We start from the raw sequence: 23,289 nt of genomic DNA, 5'->3' as shown, positions 1-23,289 counted from the left end.
CCCGAGCGCCGGATCAGCCACACTATGGTCCATTGCCCAAGAACAAGAGCAGACCATGGCAGACGATCTTCTTTCCGGCGCCGACACGTCAGACTACAACGCCTCCTCCATCGAGGTTCTCGAAGGGCTGGAGCCTGTCCGCAAGCGCCCCGGCATGTATATCGGCGGCACGGATGAGCGTGCGCTGCATCATCTCGTGGCCGAAGTCCTCGACAACTCGATGGACGAGGCGGTGGCGGGCCACGCCACCCGCATCGAGGTGGAACTGCACGAGGATTATTCGATCACCATCCGCGACAACGGCCGCGGCATGCCTTACGATCCGCACCCGAAATTCCCCGGCAAATCCGCGCTGGAGGTGATCCTGTGCACCCTGCACGCGGGTGGCAAATTCTCGGACAAATCCTACCAGACCTCGGGCGGCCTGCATGGCGTGGGGGCCTCGGTCGTCAACGCGCTATCAGATCACATGCGGGTCGAGGTGGCGCGCAACCGCGAACTGGTGGCACAAGAGTTTTCGCGCGGCATCCCGCAGGGTCCGCTGACACGGATCGGCCCCGCGCCCAACCGCCGCGGCACCTCCACCACCTTCCACCCCGATGCCGAGATCTTTGGCCATCACCGGTTCAAACCGGCGCGGATCATGAAACTGGTCCGCTCCAAGGCTTACCTTTTTTCCGGCGTCGAGATTCGCTGGAAAACCGCCATCGACGATGGCGAAACCCCGCGCGAGGCGGTGTTCCATTTCCCCGGCGGGCTGGCCGATTACCTTGGCGAACAGCTTGACAAGACAACCACCTATGCCGAGCGGCCCTTTGCCGGCACCGTTCCCTTCACGGAAAAGTTCGGCGTGCCGGGCAAGGTGGAATGGGCCATCAACTGGACGCCGTCGCGCGACGGCTTCATCCAGTCCTACTGCAACACCGTGCCCACGCCCGAGGGCGGCACGCACGAGATCGGGTTCTGGAACGCCATCCTCAAGGGCATCCGCGCCTATGGCGAACTGACGAAAAACCGCAAGGCTGCCGACATCACCCGCGAGGATCTGATCACCGGCGGTTGCGCGCTGGTCTCCTGCTTTATCCGCGACCCCGAGTTTGTCGGCCAGACAAAGGACCGGCTGGCCACCGCCGACGCCCAGCGTCTGGTGGACCTTTCCGTGCGTGACCATTTCGACAACTGGCTGGCGGCCGACCCGAAATCGGCCGGCGCCATCCTCGATTTCCTCGTGCTCAGGGCCGAGGAACGCCTGCGCCGCAAGCAGGAGAAAGAAACCGCGCGCAAGACCGCCACCAAGCGGCTGCGCCTGCCGGGCAAGCTGGTGGATTGTTCGGCCACCGCGCGCGAGGGGACGGAACTGTTCATCGTCGAGGGCGACAGCGCGGGCGGCAGCGCCAAGATGGCGCGCGACCGGCGCACGCAGGCGCTGTTGCCGCTCAGGGGCAAGATCCTGAACGTGCTGGGCGCGGCCAGCGGCAAGATCGGCACCAATCAGGAAATTGCCGACCTGACGCAGGCGCTGGGCGTCGGGCTGGGCACGAAATTCAACATCGACGACCTGCGCTATGACAAGATCATCATCATGACCGATGCCGATGTCGACGGCGCGCATATCGCCTCGCTGCTGATGACGTTCTTCTTCACCCAAATGCGCCCGATGATCGATCACGGGCACCTCTACCTTGCCTGCCCGCCGCTTTACCGGCTGACGCAGGGGGCGAAACGCCTTTACGTCGCCGATGACGCGGAAAAGGCGCTTTGGCTGGAAAAGGGGCTGGGCGGCAAGGGCAAGATCGACGTGCAACGCTTCAAGGGTCTGGGCGAGATGGACGCCAAGGACCTGAAGGACACCACGATGAACCCCGACACCCGCAAGCTGATCAAGGTCAGTATCGACGAGGACGAACCCGGCGAAACCGGCGACCTTGTGGAGCGGCTGATGGGGAAAAAGCCGGAATTGCGGTTCCAGTACATCCAGGAGAATGCGAGGTTTGTTGAGGAGCTGGATGTTTGATGTCAGTCAGTGGATTGCCACCTTCTTTGTTTCGGCATCTTGAGGCATAATTGCAATATACTCTAGTAGAGAAGATGCTTCCGGCGCAATTACTGGTTCGCATCGGGATTTATGTTCAGACGGCAGCCCATTTAGAGCTGGCAGTTTGGCAAATATTGATGCAAGCGCGTAATGTTGACGAACACGATGGCGTTGCACTTAGGAAACACCTCGAAATCAAGAAGACTACACCAAAGTTAATTGCAGAATTGAAGGACGCGGCTAAGGATTGCCCACCCAACATTTCTTTGAGGATTTCAATGTTGGCGGAAAAGATAGAGCAAGGGCTTGAGAACAGGAACCTCGTCGCTCATGGAGCGTTCTTCGTCGAAAATAGTAATGAGAATATACATGTTGCGCACTTTTTTCCACGAGGAAAGGGCAAAGAAAGACAGTGGTTTCAGATTGACTCATCAATAACTGAGCGGGCAGCAAAGAATGCGATCGAAGAAATTGATACGCTATTGAGAGAAGCCATTTCCATTCGAGACATGCTTACAGAGTCCAAATCCTCGTGATTGTACTTCACACTGAATCCTAATGTACCGCGCCCGACCCTCGGGGTGGGTGCGGAACGCGCCCTCCCCGGGGGGGAGGGTCGGGCGCGTGCCCGATGCTTTCGCATCGGGCATCTCTTCGGCAACGGCGGCACCCCAATTCACACGTCCCCGTGAGCCGTTAACACTTTCCCCCAACGAAATCAGTCCCTTGTGTCCCGTCCCCCCCGGGACACCCGCCCAAACCCCGCAAAATCCCGCTTCCCCGGGCCGCAAACCACGCTAGGCTGGCCCCATGCGTCGCGCCCTTCTTGCTTGTCTTCTTCTTGCCGCCTGCGGGCGGCCGCTGACCCCGCATGAGCTGGCCTTCATCGAGGACCTGCAGGGCGGCCAGCTGAACCCCGCCCATGTCCGCATCTCCGACGGTCTTGCCAGCGGCCCGCCCATCACCATCGCCGCCCCGCCGCGCGTCACCTGCCAGCAGCGCATTTACCCGCCACCCGCCGGCCCCACCGTCCAGACCGGCACCGCGGCGATGACGATCTTCCAGACCGTCTATGTCCATCCCCAGCTTTACCGCGACGATTTCCTCGCCGACTGGCCGCGCCGCATCGACCTGCCCGACGCGATGCTGATCGCACATGAAATGGTCCATGTCTGGCAGTGGCAGCACCGCGACGAGACGCATTATTTCCCCCTCAAGGCCGCGATGGAGCATGTCCAGTCGCAGGACCCCTACCTGTTCGACCCCAACACGCACGCCGATTTCCTCTCGCTCGGCTACGAACAGCAGGGCGCGATCATGGAGGAATATGTCTGCTGCCGCACGCTGGCCCCCGAGGCCGCCCGCACCAAGCGCCTGCACGACATGCTGGCCAAGGTTTTCGGCCTCCCCCCGCTCAGCCGGCCACTGGCGCAAGAGGCGCTGTTGCCGTGGCGCGGCGTACAGATCGCCGGGATCTGCGACTAAACCGCGAATTCGCTTTGACGGCATGCGCCGGCATGCCATGGTCGCCGATCGGTCATAAAGGACGCACCATGAACCTGCACGCCCCCTCGCAAGTTATCTTCCTGATTTCGCTGGTTCTGGCCGCGCTGGCGCTGCTGTCGGCGCTTGGCGTCAAGCTACCCGGCAACAACGCCCACGCGATCTGGGTCGCACTTGCGGCCTACGTGCTGCTGACGATTGGCATGCTGGCCTAGGGTTTCTGCTGGATCGACTGCAAGTAATCGGCCAGCGCCAGCAGCTTGGCCGGCGTCGGCGTGGTGGTCCCGTTGGCATTGCCGACCATCACGATCGGGCCGAGGTCGCCCTCGCCAAACTGCGGCATCGCGGCGCTGAAATGCTGTCCGCGCCGGTAGCCGTCGATCGTCGACATCACGTAATCGCGCGGGAAGGTGCCGCCGTGGCGGGCGGCCAGCGTTGTCAGATTGGCCGGCGCCTTGGCCAGGCTTGCCGCCAGCGGCCCATCGCCCTTGGCGTCGTCGCCGTGGCAGGCCGCGCAGTTTTCCATGAACATCGCGCGCCCCGACGCCACGCTGTCCTGCCCCTGTTGCGGCACGCAGCCCGCCAGCGCCAGCACCGCCACCATTCCGAAAACCCGCATCGCCTGCTCCCTCGCCGTTTTTCGCGACGTTAACAGGATCAGGCCCGGGGTGCGAGGCCGCCTTGATCTGCGTCAGCCAGTCCGCTGACCAGCGCCCAGAGCGCGTCGGGCACCTCGACCTCGGTCATCGCCTGCCGCGCCGCGCCGGGAATGCGCGCGCCTTCCTGCGCCGCCACAGCCTCGGCCAGCCGGGCAAAGCGGGCGGCGAAGGCATCGGAATGCGCGCCGGGGTCGATCAGGATGTAGAACTGGCCAAGGTCATGCGGTGGCCCGTCGGGCAGTTTCAGCCCCTTCACGTCCAGCGAGTTGACCGAGCCCGTCAGGCAGGCTGCCATCACCTCGGCCATCAGGCCGAACCCCCAGCCCTTGTAGCCGCCCGCGCTGACCAGCCCACCTTTCAGCGCCTCGGCCGGGTCGGTCGTGGGGTTGCCCTGCGCATCCACCGCCCAGCCCAGCGGAATTTTCTCGCCCGCGGCCTTGGCCATTGTGATCTTGCCCAGCGCCACGGCCGAGGTCGAGAAATCGAAATGCATCCGCGGGCCATCCTCGCCCGGCACGGTCATGGCGATGGGATTGGTCCCGATCACCGGCGCGGCACCGCCCGGCGGGGCGACAACGGGCGAGGCATTGGTAAACCCGATGCCGATCAGCCCCGCCGCCGCGATCTGTTCGGTGAAGTAGCCCAGCGAGGTGCAGGTATGTGCATGCGCGACCGCCAGCGTCGCCACCCCGTTGCCGCGCGCCGCCGCCACCGCCGTGGGCAGCGCGCGGGCAAATGCGGGCTGCGCAAAGCCAAGGCGTGCATCGGCCGTCACCGTGCCGGGGCGCGGCTGACTGACATGCGGGTCGGCCTGTCCGTCCACCCGGCCCGAGCGCAACTGCAAGCAGTAGCTTTCAACGTAGTAAAGGCCGCAGATGACATTTCCCAATGCCTCGGCCCGGGCGACGGCGCGGGCCACCTCGGCCGCCGCGAACGGGGCCGCACCGTGAGCCAGCAGCGCCTTTTCGGTGGTCGCTGCAATCTCGCTGACAGGGACGCGCATGGTCACACCACCTTTCCATGGTCAAGCCGCACGACCCGGTCCATCCGTCCGGCCAGCTCGAGGTTGTGGGTGGCGATCACCGCAGCCAGCCCGGTGCCACGCACAAGCTCCATCAAGGCCGAGAAGACACGTTCAGACGTGGCCGGGTCAAGGTTGCCGGTCGGCTCATCGGCCAGAAGCAACCGCGGCGCGTTGGCCAGCGCCCGGCAGAAGGCGACCCGCTGCTGCTCGCCGCCCGACAGGGCGGCCGGACGATGATCGGCCCGCTCTGCCACACCAACCTGATCCAGCAATTTTCGCGCACGGGCGGCCGCGGTGGCAAAGGAATGCCCCTCGGCCAGTTGCGGCACGACGATGTTTTCCAGCGCGCTGAACTCGGGCAGCAGGTGATGGAACTGGTAGATGAAGCCCACCTCGGCCCGCCGCGTGGCCGTGCGGCGACGATCAGAGGCGTGGGTCATGTCGGCCCCGTTAATCTGCACCTCGCCCGTGTCGGGCGTATCCAGCAGCCCCGCGATGTGCAGAAGCGTGGACTTGCCCGCGCCCGACGGCGCCACCAGCGCCACCACCTCGCCCGCGTGCACGGTCAACTCGGCACCCTGCAATACCTTCACCTCGTTCGGTTTTCCGGCGTTGTAGGTCTTGGTCAGCCCGCTCAGGCGCAGCACTTCGTCACTCATAGCGCAGCGCCTCGACCGGGTTCATGCGCGCCGCGCGGCGCGCCGGGAAAAGAGTGACGACCCAGCTCAGCGACAGTGACAGGACAACCGCCGACAGTACGTCGCGCAGTTCCAGCTTGGCTGGCAGGTGATAGATGCCGCGGATCGACGGATCCCAGACCCCGCCGCCCGAGACGTAGTTCACAAGGCTGAAGATCGGGTCGATCCAGATGGCGAAAAGACAGCCAAGGATCACGCCCATCACGGTGCCAGCGGTGCCGATCCCCGCCCCGCAGATGAAGAAGATTCGCAGGATCGAGCCTTCGCTCAGCCCCATCGTGCGCAGGATGCCGATGTCGCGGCCCTTGTTCTTCACCAGCATCACCAGCCCCGAGATGATGTTCATCGAGGCGATCAGCACCAGAACCGACAGGATCACGAACATCACGTTGTCCTCGACCGTCAGCGCGCGCAGAAACGCGCCGGCACTGTCGCGCCACGTCCAGGCCGTGGTTTGCGGCCCCGCCGTGGTAAGGATTGGCTGCACCAATGCATCGACATTGTCGGGGTTGGCAACCATCACCTCGATCTCGTCGGCGCGCCCCTCGCGGTTGAAAAAGGCCTGCGCAAGGTCAAGCGGCATGTAGATGCGGGTGCGGTCGATATCATAGCGGCCAGCGGTAAAGACATAGGCGACCGTGTAGGCACTGACGCGCGGGCTGGTGCCCAGCGCCGTCTTCACCCCGTTGGGCGAGATCAGCCTGATCCTGTCGCCAACACCCACGCCCAGTTGCTGAGCCACGCCCGACCCGATGGCGATTCCGGGACCGAAGGCATCCAGACTGCCCTGATGGCTCTCCGGATGGGCGATGCGCGGAATCGTCAAGAGATCGGCCTTTTCGATGCCGTAAACCTCGACCCCGGTGTTGTAATTCTGAAAGTTTGCCATGACCTGACCGCGCACAAGGGCCGCCGCATGGGTCACCCCGGGCACCTTGGCAATGCGGTGTGCCATCGCGGCATAGTCGGAAATGGTCCGGTCCACCCTGCCATCCTTGCCCACCTGACCGATGGAATAGACCGTGACATGGGCATTGGCGCCAAGGATCGTGTCGACGAACTCCGCCCGAAAGCCCGAGCGGACGGCCAGCGTCGCGATCAGCGCAAAGACCGCCAGCGTCACGCCGACAAGGCTGATCCATGTCATCACGCTGACCCCGCCCTCGGCCCTGCGAGCGCGGATGTAGCGCCAGGCGATCATCCATTCGAAACGGGAAAACGGGGCGGTACGACGGGCCATCTGTCCCTCTGGTCTGCGGTCGGGCGGACCTTGGGGGCGCGGACCCCCGGCGTCAAGTCACGGGCTTGCGCAGGCTCAGAAGTGGTTGCCGGGGCTGACCAGCGCCTCGGCCCGCGCGGGATCGGCCAGCGCCTTGCCCGCAGCAGCCCAGAGCAGGCCACGCCGCAGCATCTCGTGCGCGGGGCCATCGGCAATCACGTTCGCCTTGTGGCCAAGCGCATTGTAGTAAACACGCCCCTCGCCCCAGGCCCGCGTCCATGCCACCGGCATGTCCACCGGCCCGTTGGGGCTGTGATACCATGCCACAGTCGGGAACTGCGTGGTCGCCAGAACGTGGTTGGCCGGGTCGACATGCAGGTAATACTGCTCGGTCTCGACAGTGAAATCGTTGATGCCGGCGACAAGCTCATGCGCGGTGTCGGTGATCTGCACGGTATAGCGCACCCCGTCACCCCCCGGATGCGCTACCCAGTTGGCCCCGGTTATGAACTGCCACAACACCTGGTCGCGAAAGGCATCGCACATGCCGCCGTGACAGCCGGCAAGCCCCGTGCCACGCGCCACCGCCTCGGAGACGTTGATCGCCTGCTGGCGGGTGATCGTGCTCATCGTCCAGACGGGGACGATCAGGTCATAGCCGCGCAGGCCCTCGGCATCGTCAAAGGGCGCAAGGCTGTCGGTGACGGTCACCGTCATGCCCGCCCCTTCTAGCATCGCGCGAAAGATTGCGGCCACCTTGTCGGGCTCATGCCCGTCCCAGCCGCCCCATGTGATCAGTGCCTTGGCCATGTCGCGCCTCAAATGCCCTTGTAGATCTCTGCGATGCGGGCAACCGCCTGTTCGGGCGGCAACTCCTCGCTTTCGCCGGTGCGGCGGCTGGTCAGTTCGACCACGCCGTTCTTGAGGCCCCTCGGCCCCACGGTGATGCGCCAGGGCAGGCCAATCAGGTCCATCGTGGCAAATTTCTCGCCCGCGCGCGCGTCGCGGTCGTCGTAAAGCGGGTCGAGGCCCAGCGCCGTCAGCGCGGCATAGATCGCCTCGCAGGCCGCGTCCGCCTCGGCATCGCCCTGCTTGAGGTTGACGATGCCGCAATGGAAGGGCGTCACGCCCTCGGGCCAGATGATGCCCTTGTCGTCGTGGCTGGCCTCGATGATCGCGCCCAGCAGGCGGCTGACGCCAATGCCGTGGCTGCCCATGTGGACCGGCACCTTCTCGCCGCTGGCAGTCTGGACGGTCGCGCCCATCGGCTCGGAATACTTGGTGCCGAAGTAGAATATCTGCCCCACCTCAATGCCCCGGCCCACCTTGCGCCGCTCGGCCGGCACGTCGCGCTCGTAGATGGCGGGGTCGTGCGTCTCGTCGGTGCGGGCGTAAAGCGTGGTGAATTCCTTGCAGACGGCGGCCACCTGCGCGCGGTCTGTATAGTCGATGTCGCGATGGCCCAGTTTCAGCTGCGTGACCGCCTCGTCGTAGAACACCTCCGACTCGCCCGTGGAGGCCAGCACGAGGAATTCATGCGTGTCGTCGCCGCCGATCGGGCCGCTGTCGGCGCGCATCGGAATGGCCGTCAGGCCCATGCGTTCGTAGGTGCGCAGGTAGCTGACCATGTGGCGGTTGTAGGCGTGCAGTGCCGCGTCCTTGTCCACGTCGAAGTTGTAGCCATCCTTCATTAGGAATTCGCGCCCGCGCATCACGCCGAAGCGGGGGCGGGTTTCGTCGCGAAACTTCCACTGGATCTGGTAGAGCGTCAGCGGCAGGTCCTTGTAGCTGCCGACATGGGCGCGGAAGATGTCGGTGATCAGTTCCTCGGCTGTGGGCGAGAACAGCATGTCGCGCCCGCCCCGGTCCTTGATCCGCAGCATTTCCTCGCCATAGGCATCATAGCGGCCGCTTTCGCGCCACAGGTCGGCCGACTGGATCGTCGGCATCAGCAGGGCAAGGTGGCCGGCGCGCGCCTGCTCCTCGTGCACGATCTGCTCGATCCGGCGCAGCACCTTGTAGCCCATCGGCAGCCAAGAATAGATGCCGGCGCTGGCCTGCTTGATCATGCCGGCGCGCAGCATGTAGCGGTGCGAGACGATCTGCGCCTCGGCGGGGTTCTCTTTCAGGACGGGCAGAAAGTAACGGCTCAGGCGCATCGGGCGGTCCTTCGGGATGGCGTTGTCCCGCGAGGGTGTAATTGCGCCCGACGGGGCAGGCAAGCGGCGATGGGGCCTTTGGGCTTGATCTGCCCGCCCGGACAGCCGACATAGTGTCGCGTAAGGTTCCCCGGAGTGCGCATGGCCCTGCCCGTCCGCCAGCAAGCCACCTATTGGGCCATCGCCGCGGCGGTGGTGATGGTCGTGCTGTGGAAACTCGGCAACGTCATCCTGCCTTTCGTGCTGGCCGGTGCCATCGCTTATGTCCTTGATCCCATCGCCGACCGGCTGGAGCGGCTGGGGCTGAGCCGGGTGATGTCGGTGGTGGTGATCACCGCCGTGGCGCTGCTGGTCTTCGTGCTGATCATCCTGCTGGTGATCCCGACGTTGATCCGGCAGACGACCGGGCTGATCGACATGGCGCCAACCCTCTTCGGTCAGTTGCAGGCCTGGCTGACAGAAAAGTTTCCGCAGGTCATGGTCGAGGGCAATCCGGTGCGCCAGCAACTGATCGCCATCGGTCAGGCGATCCAGTCCAAAGGCGGTGACCTCTTTAACGGGCTGCTGTCCTCGGCTCTCAGCATCATCAACATCGCCGTTCTGCTGGTCGTTGTGCCGGTCGTGGCCTTCTACCTGCTGCTCGACTGGGACAGAATGGTTGCGGAAGTGGACGATCTGCTGCCGCGCGATCATGCCCCGATGATCCGCCAGTTGGCGGCCGAGATTGACCGGACCCTGTCATCCTTCATCCGCGGCCAAGGCACCGTATGTCTTGTGATGGGCACCTACTACGCGGTGTCGCTGATGGTGGCGGGCCTGAATTTCGGCCTCGTCATCGGCTCGGTCGCCGGGCTGATTACCTTCATTCCCTACGTGGGCGCTCTGGTGGGGGGAACGCTGGCCATCGGGTTGGCGGTGTTCCAGTTCTGGGGCAACAACACGATGATTGCTGTCGTGGTGGGCATCTTTGCCTTTGGCCAGTTCATGGAAGGCAACATCGTCACGCCACGGCTGGTGGGCAAGTCAGTCGGCCTGCACCCGGTCTGGCTGATCTTCGCGTTGTCCGTTTTTGGCGCGCTCTTTGGCTTCGTGGGCCTGCTTGTGGCGGTGCCCTTTTCCGCGATGCTTGGGGTGATCGCGCGGTTCGCGTTGGGCCATTACAAGGAAGGCCGGCTTTACCGGGGGCTGGAGGACCAGCCCTGATGCCGCGGCAACTGGTATTCGACTGGCCGCCGCAGGTATCGCTTGGGGCCGAAGATTTCTTTGTCAGCCTATCGAACGCGCAGGCCTATGCGCTGGTCAGCGATCCGGCGCTCTGGCCGCAGCGGCGGCTGGTGCTGACCGGGCCCGCGGGCAGCGGCAAGACCCACCTTGCACGCGTGTTCCAGCAGGCAACCGGCGCCACGCTGATGCAGGCGACGCGGCTGGGCAAAGGGCTGGCCCCACCGCCACCCGGCGACGTGGTGATCGAGGACGTCGACAGGCTCGGTCCCGAAGGCGCAGAGGCGCTCTTTCACCTGCACAATCACCTTGCGAATGCGAACGCGCACCTCCTCTTGACCGCGGCAAGCCCGCCCGCCCGCTGGCCCATCACCCTGCCCGACCTTGCCAGCCGGGTGCAGGCAATCACCACCGTCGCCATCGCCGACCCTGACGATGCGCTGCTGGCGGCGGTCATCATAAAGCACCTGCGCGACCGGCAACTAGCCGCGCCACCGGCGCTGGTCGGCTTTCTTACCCGCCGGATCGAACGGTCCTTCGCGGCCGCGGCCGATATCGTTGCGCGGCTTGATCAGGCGGGGCTGGCTCAGGGGCGGGAGATCAACGAAAGGCTCGCCCGAGAGCTGCTGGACAATGACGGGACCGCCGCGCGATAGTCAGTCATCATCCTGTGACATTGGCCGGGCGACAAGACTTCATGAACATTGCCGATTTTCTTGCCGCCCCTTTCCCCGCGCCGATGACCATCGACGCCGATCTGACCGGTCCCGCACGGTTCTACAACCGCGAGCTCAGCTGGCTGGGCTTCAACTGGCGCGTGCTGGAAGAGGCCGAGAACCGCCGCGTGCCCTTGCTGGAACGCCTGCGCTTCCTGTCGATCTCGGCCACAAACCTTGACGAGTTCTACACCGTGCGCGCCGCCGGCCTGCGCGAGCTGGCTCATGCCAACAACGTCACACCCTCGGTCGACGGACTGACGCCGGCGCAGCAACTGGTGCTGATCGACACCGACGCGCGCAAGCTGATGGATCGGCAGCAATCGGTCTTTTCCGGGCTCAAGGCCGAGATGGACGCGGCCGGGATCAGCATCCTGACCCGTGACGCGCTGGACGAGGCTGATTGCGCGCATCTGGGCGACTTCTTTCTCAATCACGTCTTTCCGGTGCTGTCGCCGCTGGCGGTAGACCCCGCGCACCCCTTCCCGTTCATCCCCAACGAAGGTTTCGCGCTGGCGCTCGAACTGGAGCGGCGAAGTGACAAGCGCGGCTTGCGCGCGCTCTTGCCTGTGCCGCACCAGATCTCGCGTTTCGTGAAGGTCCCCGGCGGCGAGGGCCTGCGGTTTCTGCCGCTGGAAGAATTGCTTTTGTTGCACCTCGACCGGCTTTTCCCCGGCTACCGGATGAAGGGCCACTGTGCTTTCCGGGTGCTGCGGGACAGCGATATCGAGGTCGAGGACGAGGCCGAGGATCTGGTGCGCGAATTCGAGACCGCGCTCAAACGCCGCCGCCGGGGCGAAGTCGTGCGGATGAAACTCTCGGCAGGCGCGCCGAAGGCCCTCAAGTCGATGATCATGCAGGAACTTCACCTGACCGACGAGGAGGTCGTCGAGGTCGAGGGGCTGATTGGCATCGGCAACCTGTCGGAACTGGTGCTCGACAGCCGGCCCGACCTGCTCTGGCCGCCCTACAGCCCGCGCGTGCCGGAACGGGTGCAGGACCATGACGGCAACATGTTCGCCGCGATCCGGCAAAAGGACATGCTGCTGCACCACCCCTACGAGACGTTCGACATGGTCGTCCGTTTCCTCAGTCAGGCCGCACAGGACCCCGACGTGGTGGCGATAAAGCAGACGCTTTACCGGACCTCGCGCAACTCGCCCATCGTGGACGCGCTGTGCGAGGCGGCCGAGAATGGCAAGTCGGTCACGGCGCTGGTGGAGTTGAAAGCGCGGTTCGACGAGGCCGCCAACATCCGCCAGTCGCGCCGGCTGGAGCGGTCGGGCGCGCATGTCGTCTACGGCTTTCTCAACTACAAGACCCACGCCAAGATCAGCACCGTGGTGCGGCGCGAGGGTGAGGCGCTGGTCACCTATTCGCATTTCGGCACCGGCAACTACCACCCGATCACCGCGCGCATCTACACCGACCTCAGCCTGTTCACCTGCGACGCCCGGCTGGGGCGCGACGCGACCAAGGTGTTCAACTACCTCTCCGGCTATGCCCAGCCGGAAGAGCTGGAAAACCTCGCCATATCGCCGATTTCGCTGAAATCGCGACTGCTGGAGCTGATCGGGGCCGAGGCCGACAACGCCCGCGCGGGCAAACCCGGCGCGATCTGGGCCAAGATGAACTCGCTCATCGAAGAGGACGTGATCGACGCGCTTTATGCCGCCAGCCAGGCCGGCGTGAAGATCAGCCTTGTCGTGCGCGGCATCTGCGGGCTGCGGCCGGGCGTGAAGGGCCTTTCAGAGAATATCCGCGTCAAGTCGATCGTCGGGCGTTTCCTCGAACACAGCCGGATCGTGTGTTTCGGCAATGGCGCTGCGCTGCCTTCCAAGAAGGCACGGGTTTTCATCTCCTCGGCAGACTGGATGGGGCGCAACCTGCTGCGGCGGGTGGAGTCCTTGGTCGAGATCACCAACGCGACCGTCAAGGCGCAGATCGTCAGCCAGATCATGGCCGCCAACATGGCCGACGTGGCGCAGACATGGGTCATGTCAGGCGATGGCAGCTTCACCCGGGCGACTTGGGCCGAGGGCGAGTTCGCCTTCAACTGCCACCGCTTCTTCATGGAAAACCCGTCACTTTCGGGGCGGGGTTCGGCCGGCGCGGCCGACGTGCCGCAACTGACCCATACAGACGACTGATACCCTCTACCGCCGATCGTATGATTGACAGTGCAGCGGGCTGACCGCATGGTCGGGCCGCAAGGGGATGGGGCGATGGACGGACCTGCAGACAACGACGGTGCCGAGTGGGAGCCGTTCGGCAGGCCCCTGTTCAATGACCCCAAGGCCCGAGCGCTTTCGCGCGTGGGCGTGGTCGACGTCGGCTCAAACTCGGTGCGCCTTGTCGTTTTCGACGGCGCAGCACGCAGCCCGGCCTATTTCTACAACGAAAAAATCATGTGCGGGCTTGGGGCGGGCCTCAGCCAGACCGGACGCCTGAACCCCGAAGGCCGGCGGCGCGCAATGTCGGCGATCCGCCGTTTCGCGGCATTGGCGCAGGGCATGGGCATTCCGCCACTGACGGCCGTGGCCACCGCCGCCGTTCGCGAGGCCGCCGATGGCGAAGAGTTTCGCCGTGAGGTGCTGGCCGAAACGGGCGTGCGCCTGTGGGTGATCGACGGACGGGAAGAGGCGCGGCTGTCGGCGCAAGGCGTGCTGCTGGGCTGGCCCGGCAGCTACGGCCTTGTCTGCGACATCGGCGGCTCGTCCATGGAACTGGCCGACCTTGCCGAGGGCCGGGTGGGCAACCGCATGACCTCGCCTCTGGGGCCGTTCAAGCTGCGCGAGGTCAAGGGCGGCAAGAAGGCCCTGAAATCCTACATCAAGGCCGAGATCGCGAAGTTGCACGACGCGATGTCCGGCGAGACGGCCATGCGCCTGTTCCTCGTCGGCGGCTCGTGGCGGGCGATCGCGCGCATCGACATGGAACGTCGCGGCTACCCGCTGACCGTGCTGCACGAATACCGGATGACCGTGCGTCAGGTCTCGGCAACGGCCGAGTACATCGCGGAACAGGACCTCGACGCTCTGCGCGCGCGGTGCAGCATCTCCAGCGACCGGATGTCGCTGGTGCCGTTGGCGGTGCAGGTCCTGCGCGAACTGGTAAGGGTGTTCCGGCCCAAGGACATCGCCGTGTCGTCCTACGGCATCCGCGAGGGGATGCTTTACGAGCAGATGCCGCGCGAACTGCGCGAGCGTGATCCACTGGTCGAGGCCTGCGCCTTTGCCGAGGCCAAGGATGCCCGCCTGCCCGGCTTCGGCCGCATCCTGCACGATTTTGTCCGGCCGCTTTTCCCGCGCGCGGACTGGCAGAAATCGCGGATCATTCGCGCGGCCTGCCTGCTCCACGATGTCAGCTGGCGCGCGCATCCCGACTACCGTGACGAGGTCGCCTTCGACAACGCGACGCGGGCCAACCTTGGCGGGCTGAAGCATCAGGAACGGGTCTTCCTCGGGCTTGCGCTGCTGCACCGCTATTCCAACCGCCGCGAAGGCTCGCGTTTCGAGCCGCTTTTCAAATTGCTGCCAACAGCCGAGCAGGTGCAGGCCGAGGTTCTGGGCAAGGCGATGCGGCTGGGCGCGATGTTGTGGCTGAACGCAGACGAACAGCCCGGCCAACTGGAATGGCACCCCAACAAGAAAACGCTGACCTTGCGGCTGAGCGAACATGCGCGCCCGCTTTTCGGCGAGGTGGCCGAGGCAAGGCTAGGCGCATTGGGCGCGGCACTGGGGGCCACGACATCCGTCCGCATCGGCGACTGACGTTGTCGAAGGGCTAGAGATCCACCTGCGGCGGTGGCCCGGGCGGCGGCGGCGTGAAGGGAGGCGCGTCCGGTTTGCGCCGGATGATGATATCGCCGTTGGGCAGGAATTCAGGCGGCTGGTAATTGCGCAGGTCGTCGACCCGCGCCAACAGGTCCAGCATCGCAGGCCCCATCGTGGCGACGAAATCCTTCATCGCCGGTCCCGCCTTTTCGGCCAGACCGCGCAGATCCTCAACGGCAGGGGCCATCTGTTGCATCAGACCGCGCATGAACAACTGCGCGCCACGGTCCATCAAGGACATGCCATCATCGGGGCCAGCGGCGGGCGGCGCCTCTTGGGCGGCCAGCGGGGTGGCAAGAAACAGGGCAACAAGAACCGGGCGCAACTTCACCATACGTTCATCATAACCGCGCCGGGCCGATTCCCCAAGCGCGCTCAAATGTCGATGTCGAGGCTGACCGGAAAATGGTCGGACGCGGCCAGCAGCCCGTTGCGCAGCCGCGCGTCGGCATAACAGGCGGCGTCGTCAAAGGGGTGCCAGATGCGCCAGACCGGTTTCAGCGCGGCAAGGCTCGGACTGACGAGGATGTAATCCAGCATGGCTTGCAGGAAATGCCCGTCAGGCGGAATGCGAAAGCGCGCCGAGGCGGGCTGGGCCGCGGTCTTGCCGCCCATCAGCAGCCGCGCATGCGGATCATAAAGTCGCGGGCCGCCATCCTCGCCCAGAAGCACCTCTAACCCGGATCGCCCGAACAGCTTTTCGTAGGCATCCAGCCCCGGGCCGTCGTTAAGATCGCCCAGAACGATCAGGTCCTCGCCAGCTGCGAGGTGCTGGTCGATTCGCAGGCGCAACCAGATGCATTGGGCCAGCTGCTTGCGCCGGTTGTCGATGGCATCGCGCATCTCTTCCTCGGCGTTGCCACCGCCACGGGGCGCCTTGGATTTGGCGTGTACCCCGATCAGCCGCAGCACCCTGCCCTTCCGCGTGGTCAGGGCAACTTCCAGCGGCGGCTTGGACCAGCGCACGAGATCGGGCGTGCCATCGACATCAAGGTCAAGCCGGAACACGCCATCAAAGCGCGGTGCATCGGCCGTACCCTTCTTGCCCGTGGGATCGCCTTGGGGATCGTGCCGGGCACTCAACGCGTCAGGATCGTAGAGAAGCGCAATCTCCTGCTGGGTGGCATTGGGAAAGCCGATCAGCGCCTCGCGCGCGCGCAGACCGAAACGGGCGGCAAACCCTTCAAGCGCGGGCACTGTGTGGCGGCGGCGGTTCTCGTCAGGAGCCTCGATCACCATGACGGCATCGGCATCCAGCGCCTGAAAAACCACGCCAAGGCCCGCGATCTGCGTATCGCGGCGCACGTCCTGCCGCCCCGAAAACGTATGGTCGTCGATCAAACGCCCCGCATCGTCGAAAAGAGAATTGAACCATTCGACGTTGTAGGTGACGATCCGCATGGCGGCATCAGGCCGCGCGGGCTTCGCTGATTTCTTCCCAGGCACGGTTGACCGACATCAGCCGCTTTTCCGCAAGGCGCAGCGCCTCTTCGGGCACACCGCGCGCGATCATCCGGTCGGGATGAGTTTCGCGCACGATGGCGTGCCAGGCCGCGCGCACCTCGTCCAGCGGCGCATCGGGGGACACACCCAGCACGTCGTAGGGGTCACGCTCGGCCTCGGGCACGAATTGCGCGCGGATGGAGCGAAAGCGCCGCTCGTCAAAACCGAAGATCTCGGCCACCTTGCGCAGGTAGGCATCCTCGGCAGGGTGATATTCACCATCGGCCAGCGCGATGTGAAACAGCCCCTCCATCAGGTCGCAAAGAGGGCCGTCATCATCCGAAAACATCGCCCTGACGCGACGCGCATAATCCTCGAACCCGGCAACGTCGGTGCGCGCAAGATTGAACACCTTGGCCGCGTTCCCCTCGTCCTTGGGGGCAATGTGAAAGACCTCACGAAAGGCGGCCACCTCGTTTCGGGTGACGTGGCCATCAGCCTTGGCCATCTTGGCGCCCAGCCCGATCACCGCGATGGCGAACGCCACCGACCGCTCCGGCGGCGTGCGAAGGCGGTCAAACATCGCCGTCAGGCCCTCGCCCTTGGCGAGCGAGGCAATGGCGTCGGCAATTCGGGACCATATTGACATGGGCACAACCTTAACGCGCTGCAGCGGCCTTGTCAGAGCATTTTCTGCATCAGCACAAGATCGATCCAGCGACCGAACTTGAAGCCAACCTCGGGCAGGCGCGCCACGGTGACAAAACCCAACCGCCCGTGAAAGGCGACGCCCGCCTCGTTCTCGGCACTGACGCCGGCCCAGATGCTGTGCTTGGCATGGGCGCGGGCGTGATCGACCAGCGACGTCATCAGCGCGCGCCCCTGCCCGGCCCCTTCCGCCCCGGGCGCCAGCAGCACGGTATGTTCGACCGTGTGAACATAGCCGCGACCTGCGCGAAACGGGAAATACCGTGCAAAGCCGCTCACGCGGCCCGCGACCTCGGCCACGAGAACCGGATCGGGCCCTGCAATCAGCGCGGCAACCTCGGCTTGGGTTTTCTCGTCTGGCAGAAAGGTGACGGTCGTGGTGCGAATGTAATGATTCCAGATCGCGGCGATCGCATCCGCATCGGCACTGGTGGCCGGGCGGATCACGACAGCACCCGCGGTCCGGATGGCGTGTCGAACCTCGCCCGATAGCCCGGCACGGGCGAGGTGACGAAGCGAACGCGCGAATCGTCCAGAAGGCCCGCCAGCGCCGCTTCGGCGGCTGCCGCCTGCGGATGATGCACCTCCCATCCTGTCAGGCGCACACCCGAAGGGGCCAATCGCGCAGCCGGATGGCGGATGCCCGGCGCCCACGATATCGGCGTGGGCAGCGCGCCGTCCCATGGCAGGCCGCCGTCTTCGGGTACCGCGATGGACCAGCGCAGGTCGCCCCGCTCCATCGGCACGGCAGGGCCGCAGGCCCCCGGCAACACCGCCAGCGCTGCATCCAGATCGGGCGCGCGGCAGACCCAGTTGATCAATCGCGGCGCGCCCTCGAAATCGGCCAGCCCAAACCAGCGCGGGCCCGGCGGCGCGGCCGGGTCAACCGCGATCACCTCAAGGTAAAGGCCATCCTTAAGGCCCAGCAGCGTGTTATGCGTGCCGAACCGTGCATGTTGGCCGCCGGGCTGGAAGGCCACGCCCAACGCCGCCTCGGCCCATGCTGTGCCGTGGGCAAGATCGGTGCAGCCAATGACGATGTGATCGAATGCGAGCATCATGGTGCCCAGAAAGCGCGCCGCCCATCTTGATGCAAGCGTCATTTTCACTAGGTTGTGATCAATCATAAGCCAAACAGTCAGGATTTCGCATGCAGTCGTCCAACCCCTTCCTCCGCCTGATCCGCCACGAGGCCTTCGGCGGCATCCTTCTGATGGTGGCGGCAGTCGCGGCGCTGGTGGTGGCAAACTCGTCGCTAAGCGATGCCTACGAGACGGCGCTGAACGCGGTGCTGGAGATCTCGATCAACGGCACCGGGCTGCAAAAGCCGATGTTCCTGTGGATCAACGACGGTCTGATGGCGGTCTTCTTCTTCCTGATCGGGCTGGAACTGAAGCGGGAGATGCGTGAGGGCAAGCTGAAGAACCCGCGCGACGTGGTGCTGCCGGGCCTTGCTGCGGTTGGCGGCATGGTGGTGCCGGCCATTGTCTATACGGCACTGAACTGGGGCAATGCCGCCACGATGAGCGGTTGGGCCATTCCGGCGGCGACCGACATTGCCTTCGCGTTGGGCGTGCTGGCGCTGGTGGGTCGCCGCGCGCCGGTCTCGCTCAAGGTGTTCCTGCTGACATTGGCGATCCTTGATGATCTTGGCGCGATCCTGATCATCGCGATTTTCTACACCGCGGATCTGCATGTCGAGTATCTGCTGCTTGCCCTGTTGCCTTTGGCCGGCCTTCTTGTGCTCAACTTCCTCGGTGCTCACCGGGTGGCGCCTGCCCTGCTGCTGGGCGTGGTGATGTGGGTTCTGGTGCTGAAATCAGGCGTTCACGCAACGCTTGCCGGCGTGATCACCGCCTTCTGCATCCCGCTGGTCGACCGCTGGGGCAAGTCGCCGCTGCACGCGCTGGAAAATGCGCTGACACCTTATGTCAACTTCTTGATCCTGCCGATCTTCGCCTTTGCCAATGCGGGCGTGCTGCTGGCAGGAATGTCGGTGGCGGACCTCTTTCAACCGTTGCCGCTAGGCATCGGACTGGGCCTGATCCTTGGCAAACAGATCGGTGTGTTCGGCATCGCATGGCTGCTGATCAGGGCGGGTTGGGCACGGCTGCCGCATGAGGCGACGTGGCTGCATATCTACGGCATCGCCTGTCTTGCCGGTATCGGCTTCACCATGTCGCTCTTCATCGGCGGGCTCAGCTTTTCTGACCCGGTGTTGATGAATGCGGTGCGACTGGGCGTGCTGGGCGGCTCGATCATTTCGGCGCTGTTGGGCTTCGTCGTGCTGATGATCGCTCCACGCGCCACCCAAGACGCCAAGACTGCCCCCGATCCGGCGCCCGCTCCCGCTGCTGCCGCCTGACCCTGCTCAGGCGAGGTGGGCGCGGAAGAAGGCGATGATGCGGGCCTTGGCGTCCGCCGCCGCGCCCGCCTCGTAGCCACCGATGAGCACCTTGAGCAGGCGGGGCAGCAGCATCTGGTGTGGGTCCATGAAAGAGTGACCGGCCCGCGGGTATTCCTTGATGTCATGGGCAAGGCCGACCGCAGTGGCGGCCTTTTCCAGCCTCGCGGCGGCCCCCTTGAGAGAAGAGTCCCTTGCACCGAAGCTGCCGACGATGGGGCAGGCCCCGGCCAGTACCGCCTCGATATCGGCGGGCACCTGACCATAGTTGACGGCGGCCGCGTCAAAGCCCTCGTCCCCCGCCAGTGTCAGGGCAAAACCGCCGCCCATGCAAAAGCCGATCACACCGATCTTGCCATTGCACCCGTCTTGGTCGCGCAGCCAGTCGCGAACCGCGTTCACCTCGTCGAAGGACGGGCCAGAGCGGGCCGCCACATCGCGGAAGATCGCGCGGATGCAGCGGATACGCCCGCCGCCGGTAAAAAGATCGGGGACCACGGCCATGAACCCTTCGGAGGCAAGCCATGCGGCATGATCCCGGGCGACCTGCGATATTCCGAAGATGTCATGCAGCACCACGACACCGGGCCATGGCCCGTCGCCACTTGGCCGGGCGACATGGGCCGCGAGCCGACGATGTGGCGTCGAGATGGTCGTTTCAGACATTGTCACCCCCGGGCTCAGGTCAGGCGGATCACCAACGCCCAGACCAATGCGATGATCGTCGGGTAGAAGGTGGCGGCAAAGCCGAAGGCGCGCAAGGGCGGCCAGCGATGATAGCCAGCCCAGAAGGCGACCCGGGCAATCACGAATCCGATGCCAAGGCAGGATACTACCCCCGGGCCGGAGCCCAGCATCAGATAGGCCGTTGGCGGCCAGAGCGCGAGCGCCAGCGCCAGTTGTTCCAGCGTGTTCTGCAGCACCCTCTGGTCAATCTCGCCACTGCTGCCGGGCTCGAACGGCGCGCCATCAATCGCCGCGTCATCGAAAAAGCGCCGCGCCGCGAGACGGCCGATCATCAGCGTCAGGACGATGCCGGGGCCAAGAAAGGAAAAGGCGAGCGTCGGCGCAAGCAGGAAAATGGGGATCGGAACGTAGCTGACGCCGACCCAGACCAGCCCGAGGCCCCAAAGCACCCCGGCGGCCATGCCCAGCCCGATCAACCCGCGCCGCCTCATGTCGGCGGCTGCCAGAGTTCAACAGGGTTGCCCTCTGGATCGGTAACACGGGCGAAACGGCCGTAATCGCCGCTATCCCACTCATCGCGCGTTTCAACAGCGATGCCGGATGCGCATAGCCGCGAGATCAGCGCATCCAGGTCGACCACGCGCAGGTTGAGCATGAAGGACCGGTCGGCCGGCCAGTAATCGTCATCGGCCCGAAACGGTGCGAAGGTTGCGATGCCGGCCTCTTGCGGCCACGGACCGAAGGATGGCACACCAAGATGCTCTGCATACCATGCCACAAGCGCGTCAGGGTCCTTCGCGCGGAAAAAGAGGCCGCCGAACTGTGCCGCGGGTCCGCTCATGCCGTGGCCCCCCGCGCCTCGCGGACCAGCCGCAGGATGTCGCGCGCGGCGGCGGGAATGTTCGTGCCGGGGCCGAAGATGGCCTTCACGCCCGCATCCTGCAGGAACTTGTAGTCCTGCTGCGGGATCACCCCGCCGCAGATCACCACGATATCCTCGGCGCCGGCCGCCTTGAGCGCGGCCACCAGTTTCGGCGCCAGCGTCTTGTGGCCCGCAGCTTGGCTGGAAATGCCCACGATGTGGACATCATTGTCGATGGCGTCCTGCGCGGCCTCTTCCGGGGTCTGGAACAGCGGACCGACATCGACGTCGAAACCGATATCGGCAAAGGCCGTGGCGATGACCTTGGCGCCGCGGTCATGCCCGTCCTGCCCCATCTTGACGACAAGCATCCGCGGGCGGCGGCCCTCGGCCTCGGCAAAGGCTTCGACATCGCGCTGGATCTCGGCAAAGCCGGCATCGCCCTCGTAGGCCGCGCCGTAGACGCCCGCCAGCGTGCGCACCTCGGCGCGGTGACGGCCAAAGACCTGTTCCATCGCGGCGCTGATCTCGCCCACGGTTGCCCGCGCACGCGCCGCCTCGATCGCGGCATCCAGCAGGTTGCCCCCCTCCTGCGCGCGGCGGGTGAGCTCGGCCAGCGCCGCCTCACAGGCGGCCACGTCACGGCTGCCACGGATCGCCTGCAACCGCGCGATCTGGCCTGCGCGCACCTTGGCGTTGTCGATGTCGAGGATGTCGACCGTGTCTTCCTTTTCCAGCCGATACTTGTTGACGCCGACCACGACCTCCTCGCCGCGGTCGATCATCGCCTGCCGCCGCGCCGCCGATTCCTCGATGCGCAGCTTGGGCATGCCGCTGGCGACGGCCTTGGTCATGCCGCCAAGGCCCTCTACCTCTTCGATCAGCGCCCAAGCCTTCTCGGCCAGTTCCGCCGTCAGGCTTTCGACGTAGTAGCTGCCGGCCAGCGGGTCCACGACATGGGTGATGCCGGTTTCCTCCTGCAATATCAGCTGGGTATTGCGGGCGATCCGGCTGGAGAAGGCCGACGGCAGCGCCATCGCCTCGTCAAAGCTGTTGGTGTGCAGGCTTTGCGTGCCGCCCAGAACCGCGCTCATCGCCTCGAAGGCGGTGCGCACGATATTGTTGTAGGGGTCCTGCTCCTGCAGGGACACGCCCGAAGTCTGGCAATGGGTGCGCAGCATGCTCGATTGCGGCTTCTGCGGGTTGAACTCGGCCATGATGCGGTGCCACAGCAGCCGGGCCGCGCGCAGCTTGGCCGCCTCCATGAAGAAATTCATGCCGATGGCGAAGAAGAACGACAGGCGCCCGGCGAAATCATCCACGTTCATGCCGCGCGCAATCGCGGTGCGCACGTATTCGCGCCCGTCCGCCAGCGTGAAGGCCAGCTCTTGCACGAGGTTCGCGCCGGCCTCCTGCATGTGGTAGCCCGAGATGCTGATCGAGTTGAACTTCGGCATCTCTTTCGACGTGTATTCAATGATGTCGGCGACGATCCTCATGCTGGGCTCGGGCGGATAGACGTAGGTGTTCCGCACCATGAACTCCTTGAGAATGTCATTCTGGATGGTCCCCGAGAGCGCCGCGCGGGGCACGCCCTGCTCCTCGCCCGCCACGATGAAACTTGCCAGTACTGGAATGACCGCGCCGTTCATCGTCATCGAGACCGACACCTTGTCGAGCGGGATACCGTCGAACAGGATCTTCATGTCCTCGACGCTGTCGATGGCCACGCCCGCCTTGCCCACGTCGCCCTCTACCCGGGGGTGGTCGCTGTCATAACCGCGATGGGTGGCCAGGTCGAAGGCGACCGACACCCCCTGCTGCCCCGCCGCCAGCGCCTGCCGGTAGAAAGCGTTGCTGTCCTCGGCGGTGGAAAAGCCCGCGTATTGCCGGATGGTCCAGGGCCGACCGGCATACATCGTGGCCTTGACGCCGCGGGTATAAGGGGCCGCGCCGGGAATAGACCCCAGATGAGTCAATCCGGCCAGATCATCGCCGGTGTACAGCGGACGAACCGGAATGCCTTCCAGCGTCTGCCATGTCAGGCTTTCCGGGTCCCGCCCTTTCAGCTCTTTTGCAGCAATGTGGGACCAATCGTCCTTGGCGGTCATCGGA

The 23,289-nt window shown here is 65.0% G+C and carries 24 protein-coding genes; 9 read left to right on the top strand and 15 right to left on the bottom strand.

All coding sequences use genetic code 11. The annotated features are described in order from the left end of the window. Positions 1–55: 55 nt before the first annotated feature. The 4 genes from parE to GC146_RS04050 all read left to right on the top strand — a co-directional run bounded on the left by parE (position 56) and on the right by GC146_RS04050 (position 3,753). Entirely contained in the window at positions 56–2,014 is a 1,959-nt protein-coding gene (gene parE, locus GC146_RS04065; protein ID WP_291834672.1) for a DNA topoisomerase IV subunit B, read from the top strand. Positions 2,015–2,088: 74 nt separating this feature from the next. Next, positions 2,089–2,571 (top strand): hypothetical protein, encoded by a 483-nt coding sequence (locus GC146_RS04060; RefSeq protein ID WP_291834670.1) that lies wholly within the window; start codon positions 2,089–2,091, stop codon positions 2,569–2,571. A 274-nt stretch (positions 2,572–2,845) separates the two neighbouring features. Further along, positions 2,846–3,520 (top strand): hypothetical protein, encoded by a 675-nt coding sequence (locus tag GC146_RS04055; RefSeq protein WP_291834667.1) that lies wholly within the window; start codon positions 2,846–2,848, stop codon positions 3,518–3,520. 68 nt (positions 3,521–3,588) lie between these two features. Continuing rightward, positions 3,589–3,753 carry a hypothetical protein gene (locus tag GC146_RS04050; RefSeq protein ID WP_291834665.1) on the top strand — a complete coding sequence of 55 codons (165 nt, stop codon included), beginning with the start codon at positions 3,589–3,591 and terminating at the stop codon, positions 3,751–3,753. Here the strand turns inward: GC146_RS04050 and GC146_RS04045 are convergent. The 6 genes from GC146_RS04045 to proS form a co-directional block, all read right to left on the bottom strand. After that, positions 3,750–4,157 (bottom strand): cytochrome c, encoded by a 408-nt coding sequence (locus tag GC146_RS04045; protein ID WP_291834663.1) that lies wholly within the window; start codon positions 4,155–4,157, stop codon positions 3,750–3,752. The two genes, GC146_RS04050 and GC146_RS04045, sit on opposite strands and share 4 nt — an antisense overlap. Positions 4,158–4,195: 38 nt before the next feature. Beyond that, on the bottom strand, positions 4,196–5,200 hold the full coding sequence (locus tag GC146_RS04040) for an Ldh family oxidoreductase (RefSeq protein ID WP_291834660.1): 1,005 nt from the start codon (positions 5,198–5,200) through the stop codon (positions 4,196–4,198). 2 nt (positions 5,201–5,202) lie between these two features. Continuing rightward, positions 5,203–5,880: an ABC transporter ATP-binding protein gene (locus tag GC146_RS04035; protein WP_291834657.1), complete on the bottom strand. Its 678-nt coding sequence runs from the start codon at positions 5,878–5,880 to the stop codon at positions 5,203–5,205. Beyond that, positions 5,873–7,159 carry a lipoprotein-releasing ABC transporter permease subunit gene (locus GC146_RS04030; protein ID WP_291834654.1) on the bottom strand — a complete coding sequence of 429 codons (1,287 nt, stop codon included), beginning with the start codon at positions 7,157–7,159 and terminating at the stop codon, positions 5,873–5,875. Before GC146_RS04030 ends, GC146_RS04035 begins: the two co-directional genes overlap by 8 nt. A gap of 75 nt (positions 7,160–7,234) precedes the next feature. Then, positions 7,235–7,948, bottom strand: a complete 714-nt coding sequence (locus tag GC146_RS04025; protein WP_291834651.1) for a ThuA domain-containing protein — start codon at positions 7,946–7,948, stop codon at positions 7,235–7,237. A gap of 8 nt (positions 7,949–7,956) precedes the next feature. Beyond that, positions 7,957–9,297, bottom strand: coding sequence for a proline--tRNA ligase (gene proS, locus GC146_RS04020; RefSeq protein WP_291834650.1), 1,341 nt, complete (start codon positions 9,295–9,297; stop codon positions 7,957–7,959). A 141-nt stretch (positions 9,298–9,438) separates the two neighbouring features. Here proS and GC146_RS04015 point away from each other — a divergent pair, with 141 nt between their 5' ends. The 4 genes from GC146_RS04015 to GC146_RS04000 all read left to right on the top strand — a co-directional run bounded on the left by GC146_RS04015 (position 9,439) and on the right by GC146_RS04000 (position 15,007). Next, the gene (locus GC146_RS04015; RefSeq protein WP_291834648.1) at positions 9,439–10,500 is read left to right on the top strand and encodes an AI-2E family transporter; all 1,062 of its coding nucleotides are present in this window, start codon (positions 9,439–9,441) and stop codon (positions 10,498–10,500) included. After that, on the top strand, positions 10,500–11,174 hold the full coding sequence (locus GC146_RS04010) for a DnaA/Hda family protein (RefSeq protein ID WP_291834646.1): 675 nt from the start codon (positions 10,500–10,502) through the stop codon (positions 11,172–11,174). Before GC146_RS04015 ends, GC146_RS04010 begins: the two co-directional genes overlap by 1 nt. A gap of 41 nt (positions 11,175–11,215) precedes the next feature. After that, positions 11,216–13,384, top strand: coding sequence for an RNA degradosome polyphosphate kinase (locus GC146_RS04005; RefSeq protein ID WP_291834644.1), 2,169 nt, complete (start codon positions 11,216–11,218; stop codon positions 13,382–13,384). A gap of 75 nt (positions 13,385–13,459) precedes the next feature. Then, positions 13,460–15,007, top strand: a complete 1,548-nt coding sequence (locus GC146_RS04000) for a Ppx/GppA family phosphatase (RefSeq protein ID WP_291834642.1) — start codon at positions 13,460–13,462, stop codon at positions 15,005–15,007. Between the two features lie 13 nt (positions 15,008–15,020). Here GC146_RS04000 and GC146_RS03995 read toward each other — a convergent pair whose 3' ends face one another. Genes GC146_RS03995 through GC146_RS03975 form a run of 5 tightly spaced genes read right to left on the bottom strand, consistent with a single transcriptional unit; the run spans position 15,021 to position 18,282 of the window. Next, a complete protein-coding gene (locus tag GC146_RS03995; RefSeq protein ID WP_291834639.1) occupies positions 15,021–15,404 on the bottom strand; it encodes a hypothetical protein in 384 nt (127 codons plus the stop codon). 41 nt (positions 15,405–15,445) lie between these two features. Continuing rightward, complete coding sequence (locus tag GC146_RS03990) at positions 15,446–16,471, bottom strand: endonuclease/exonuclease/phosphatase family protein (RefSeq protein ID WP_291834637.1); 1,026 nt, start codon at positions 16,469–16,471, stop codon at positions 15,446–15,448. Between the two features lie 7 nt (positions 16,472–16,478). Then, complete coding sequence (locus GC146_RS03985; protein ID WP_291834634.1) at positions 16,479–17,162, bottom strand: molecular chaperone DjiA; 684 nt, start codon at positions 17,160–17,162, stop codon at positions 16,479–16,481. A gap of 32 nt (positions 17,163–17,194) precedes the next feature. Next, positions 17,195–17,668, bottom strand: a complete 474-nt coding sequence (locus GC146_RS03980; protein WP_291834631.1) for a GNAT family N-acetyltransferase — start codon at positions 17,666–17,668, stop codon at positions 17,195–17,197. Beyond that, on the bottom strand, positions 17,665–18,282 hold the full coding sequence (locus GC146_RS03975) for a VOC family protein (protein WP_363241019.1): 618 nt from the start codon (positions 18,280–18,282) through the stop codon (positions 17,665–17,667). The genes GC146_RS03980 and GC146_RS03975 overlap by 4 nt, the downstream gene beginning before the upstream one ends. Positions 18,283–18,371: 89 nt before the next feature. On the opposite strand from GC146_RS03975, the gene nhaA reads away from it, so the two are divergent. Continuing rightward, positions 18,372–19,586: a Na+/H+ antiporter NhaA gene (nhaA, locus tag GC146_RS03970; RefSeq protein ID WP_291834628.1), complete on the top strand. Its 1,215-nt coding sequence runs from the start codon at positions 18,372–18,374 to the stop codon at positions 19,584–19,586. Between the two features lie 6 nt (positions 19,587–19,592). On the opposite strand, the gene GC146_RS03965 is transcribed toward nhaA, so the two are convergent. From GC146_RS03965 to scpA, 4 genes are read right to left on the bottom strand one after another with little or no spacing between them, the layout of a single operon-like run. After that, positions 19,593–20,291, bottom strand: a complete 699-nt coding sequence (locus GC146_RS03965; RefSeq protein WP_291834625.1) for a dienelactone hydrolase family protein — start codon at positions 20,289–20,291, stop codon at positions 19,593–19,595. Between the two features lie 14 nt (positions 20,292–20,305). Next, on the bottom strand, positions 20,306–20,803 hold the full coding sequence (locus GC146_RS03960) for an MAPEG family protein (RefSeq protein ID WP_291834623.1): 498 nt from the start codon (positions 20,801–20,803) through the stop codon (positions 20,306–20,308). After that, positions 20,800–21,153 (bottom strand): VOC family protein, encoded by a 354-nt coding sequence (locus GC146_RS03955; RefSeq protein WP_291834621.1) that lies wholly within the window; start codon positions 21,151–21,153, stop codon positions 20,800–20,802. Before GC146_RS03955 ends, GC146_RS03960 begins: the two co-directional genes overlap by 4 nt. Beyond that, on the bottom strand, positions 21,150–23,285 hold the full coding sequence (gene scpA, locus GC146_RS03950; protein WP_291834618.1) for a methylmalonyl-CoA mutase: 2,136 nt from the start codon (positions 23,283–23,285) through the stop codon (positions 21,150–21,152). Before scpA ends, GC146_RS03955 begins: the two co-directional genes overlap by 4 nt. Positions 23,286–23,289: the final 4 nt, after the last annotated feature.

It is taken from the genome of Limimaricola sp. (assembly GCF_016125575.1).
Classification (GTDB): Bacteria; Pseudomonadota; Alphaproteobacteria; order Rhodobacterales; family Rhodobacteraceae; genus WGLM01.
This window is presented reverse-complemented; position numbering and strand designations above follow the sequence as displayed.

Excerpts from the sequence above, each read along its gene's own strand:
- parE (WP_291834672.1), top strand. The coding sequence starts at position 56 with ATGGCAGACGATCTTCTTTCCGGCGCCGACACGTCAGACTACAACGCC.
- GC146_RS04060 (WP_291834670.1), top strand. The coding sequence starts at position 2,089 with ATGCTTCCGGCGCAATTACTGGTTCGCATCGGGATTTATGTTCAGACG.
- GC146_RS04055 (WP_291834667.1), top strand. The coding sequence starts at position 2,846 with ATGCGTCGCGCCCTTCTTGCTTGTCTTCTTCTTGCCGCCTGCGGGCGG.
- GC146_RS04050 (WP_291834665.1), top strand. The coding sequence starts at position 3,589 with ATGAACCTGCACGCCCCCTCGCAAGTTATCTTCCTGATTTCGCTGGTT.
- GC146_RS04045 (WP_291834663.1), bottom strand. The coding sequence starts at position 4,157 with ATGCGGGTTTTCGGAATGGTGGCGGTGCTGGCGCTGGCGGGCTGCGTG.
- GC146_RS04040 (WP_291834660.1), bottom strand. The coding sequence starts at position 5,200 with ATGCGCGTCCCTGTCAGCGAGATTGCAGCGACCACCGAAAAGGCGCTG.
- GC146_RS04035 (WP_291834657.1), bottom strand. The coding sequence starts at position 5,880 with ATGAGTGACGAAGTGCTGCGCCTGAGCGGGCTGACCAAGACCTACAAC.
- GC146_RS04030 (WP_291834654.1), bottom strand. The coding sequence starts at position 7,159 with ATGGCCCGTCGTACCGCCCCGTTTTCCCGTTTCGAATGGATGATCGCC.
- GC146_RS04025 (WP_291834651.1), bottom strand. The coding sequence starts at position 7,948 with ATGGCCAAGGCACTGATCACATGGGGCGGCTGGGACGGGCATGAGCCC.
- proS (WP_291834650.1), bottom strand. The coding sequence starts at position 9,297 with ATGCGCCTGAGCCGTTACTTTCTGCCCGTCCTGAAAGAGAACCCCGCC.
- GC146_RS04015 (WP_291834648.1), top strand. The coding sequence starts at position 9,439 with ATGGCCCTGCCCGTCCGCCAGCAAGCCACCTATTGGGCCATCGCCGCG.
- GC146_RS04010 (WP_291834646.1), top strand. The coding sequence starts at position 10,500 with ATGCCGCGGCAACTGGTATTCGACTGGCCGCCGCAGGTATCGCTTGGG.
- GC146_RS04005 (WP_291834644.1), top strand. The coding sequence starts at position 11,216 with ATGAACATTGCCGATTTTCTTGCCGCCCCTTTCCCCGCGCCGATGACC.
- GC146_RS04000 (WP_291834642.1), top strand. The coding sequence starts at position 13,460 with ATGGACGGACCTGCAGACAACGACGGTGCCGAGTGGGAGCCGTTCGGC.
- GC146_RS03995 (WP_291834639.1), bottom strand. The coding sequence starts at position 15,404 with ATGGTGAAGTTGCGCCCGGTTCTTGTTGCCCTGTTTCTTGCCACCCCG.
- GC146_RS03990 (WP_291834637.1), bottom strand. The coding sequence starts at position 16,471 with ATGCGGATCGTCACCTACAACGTCGAATGGTTCAATTCTCTTTTCGAC.
- GC146_RS03985 (WP_291834634.1), bottom strand. The coding sequence starts at position 17,162 with ATGTCAATATGGTCCCGAATTGCCGACGCCATTGCCTCGCTCGCCAAG.
- GC146_RS03975 (WP_363241019.1), bottom strand. The coding sequence starts at position 18,282 with ATGATGCTCGCATTCGATCACATCGTCATTGGCTGCACCGATCTTGCC.
- nhaA (WP_291834628.1), top strand. The coding sequence starts at position 18,372 with ATGCAGTCGTCCAACCCCTTCCTCCGCCTGATCCGCCACGAGGCCTTC.
- GC146_RS03965 (WP_291834625.1), bottom strand. The coding sequence starts at position 20,291 with ATGTCTGAAACGACCATCTCGACGCCACATCGTCGGCTCGCGGCCCAT.
- GC146_RS03960 (WP_291834623.1), bottom strand. The coding sequence starts at position 20,803 with ATGAGGCGGCGCGGGTTGATCGGGCTGGGCATGGCCGCCGGGGTGCTT.
- GC146_RS03955 (WP_291834621.1), bottom strand. The coding sequence starts at position 21,153 with ATGAGCGGACCCGCGGCACAGTTCGGCGGCCTCTTTTTCCGCGCGAAG.
- scpA (WP_291834618.1), bottom strand. The coding sequence starts at position 23,285 with ATGACCGCCAAGGACGATTGGTCCCACATTGCTGCAAAAGAGCTGAAA.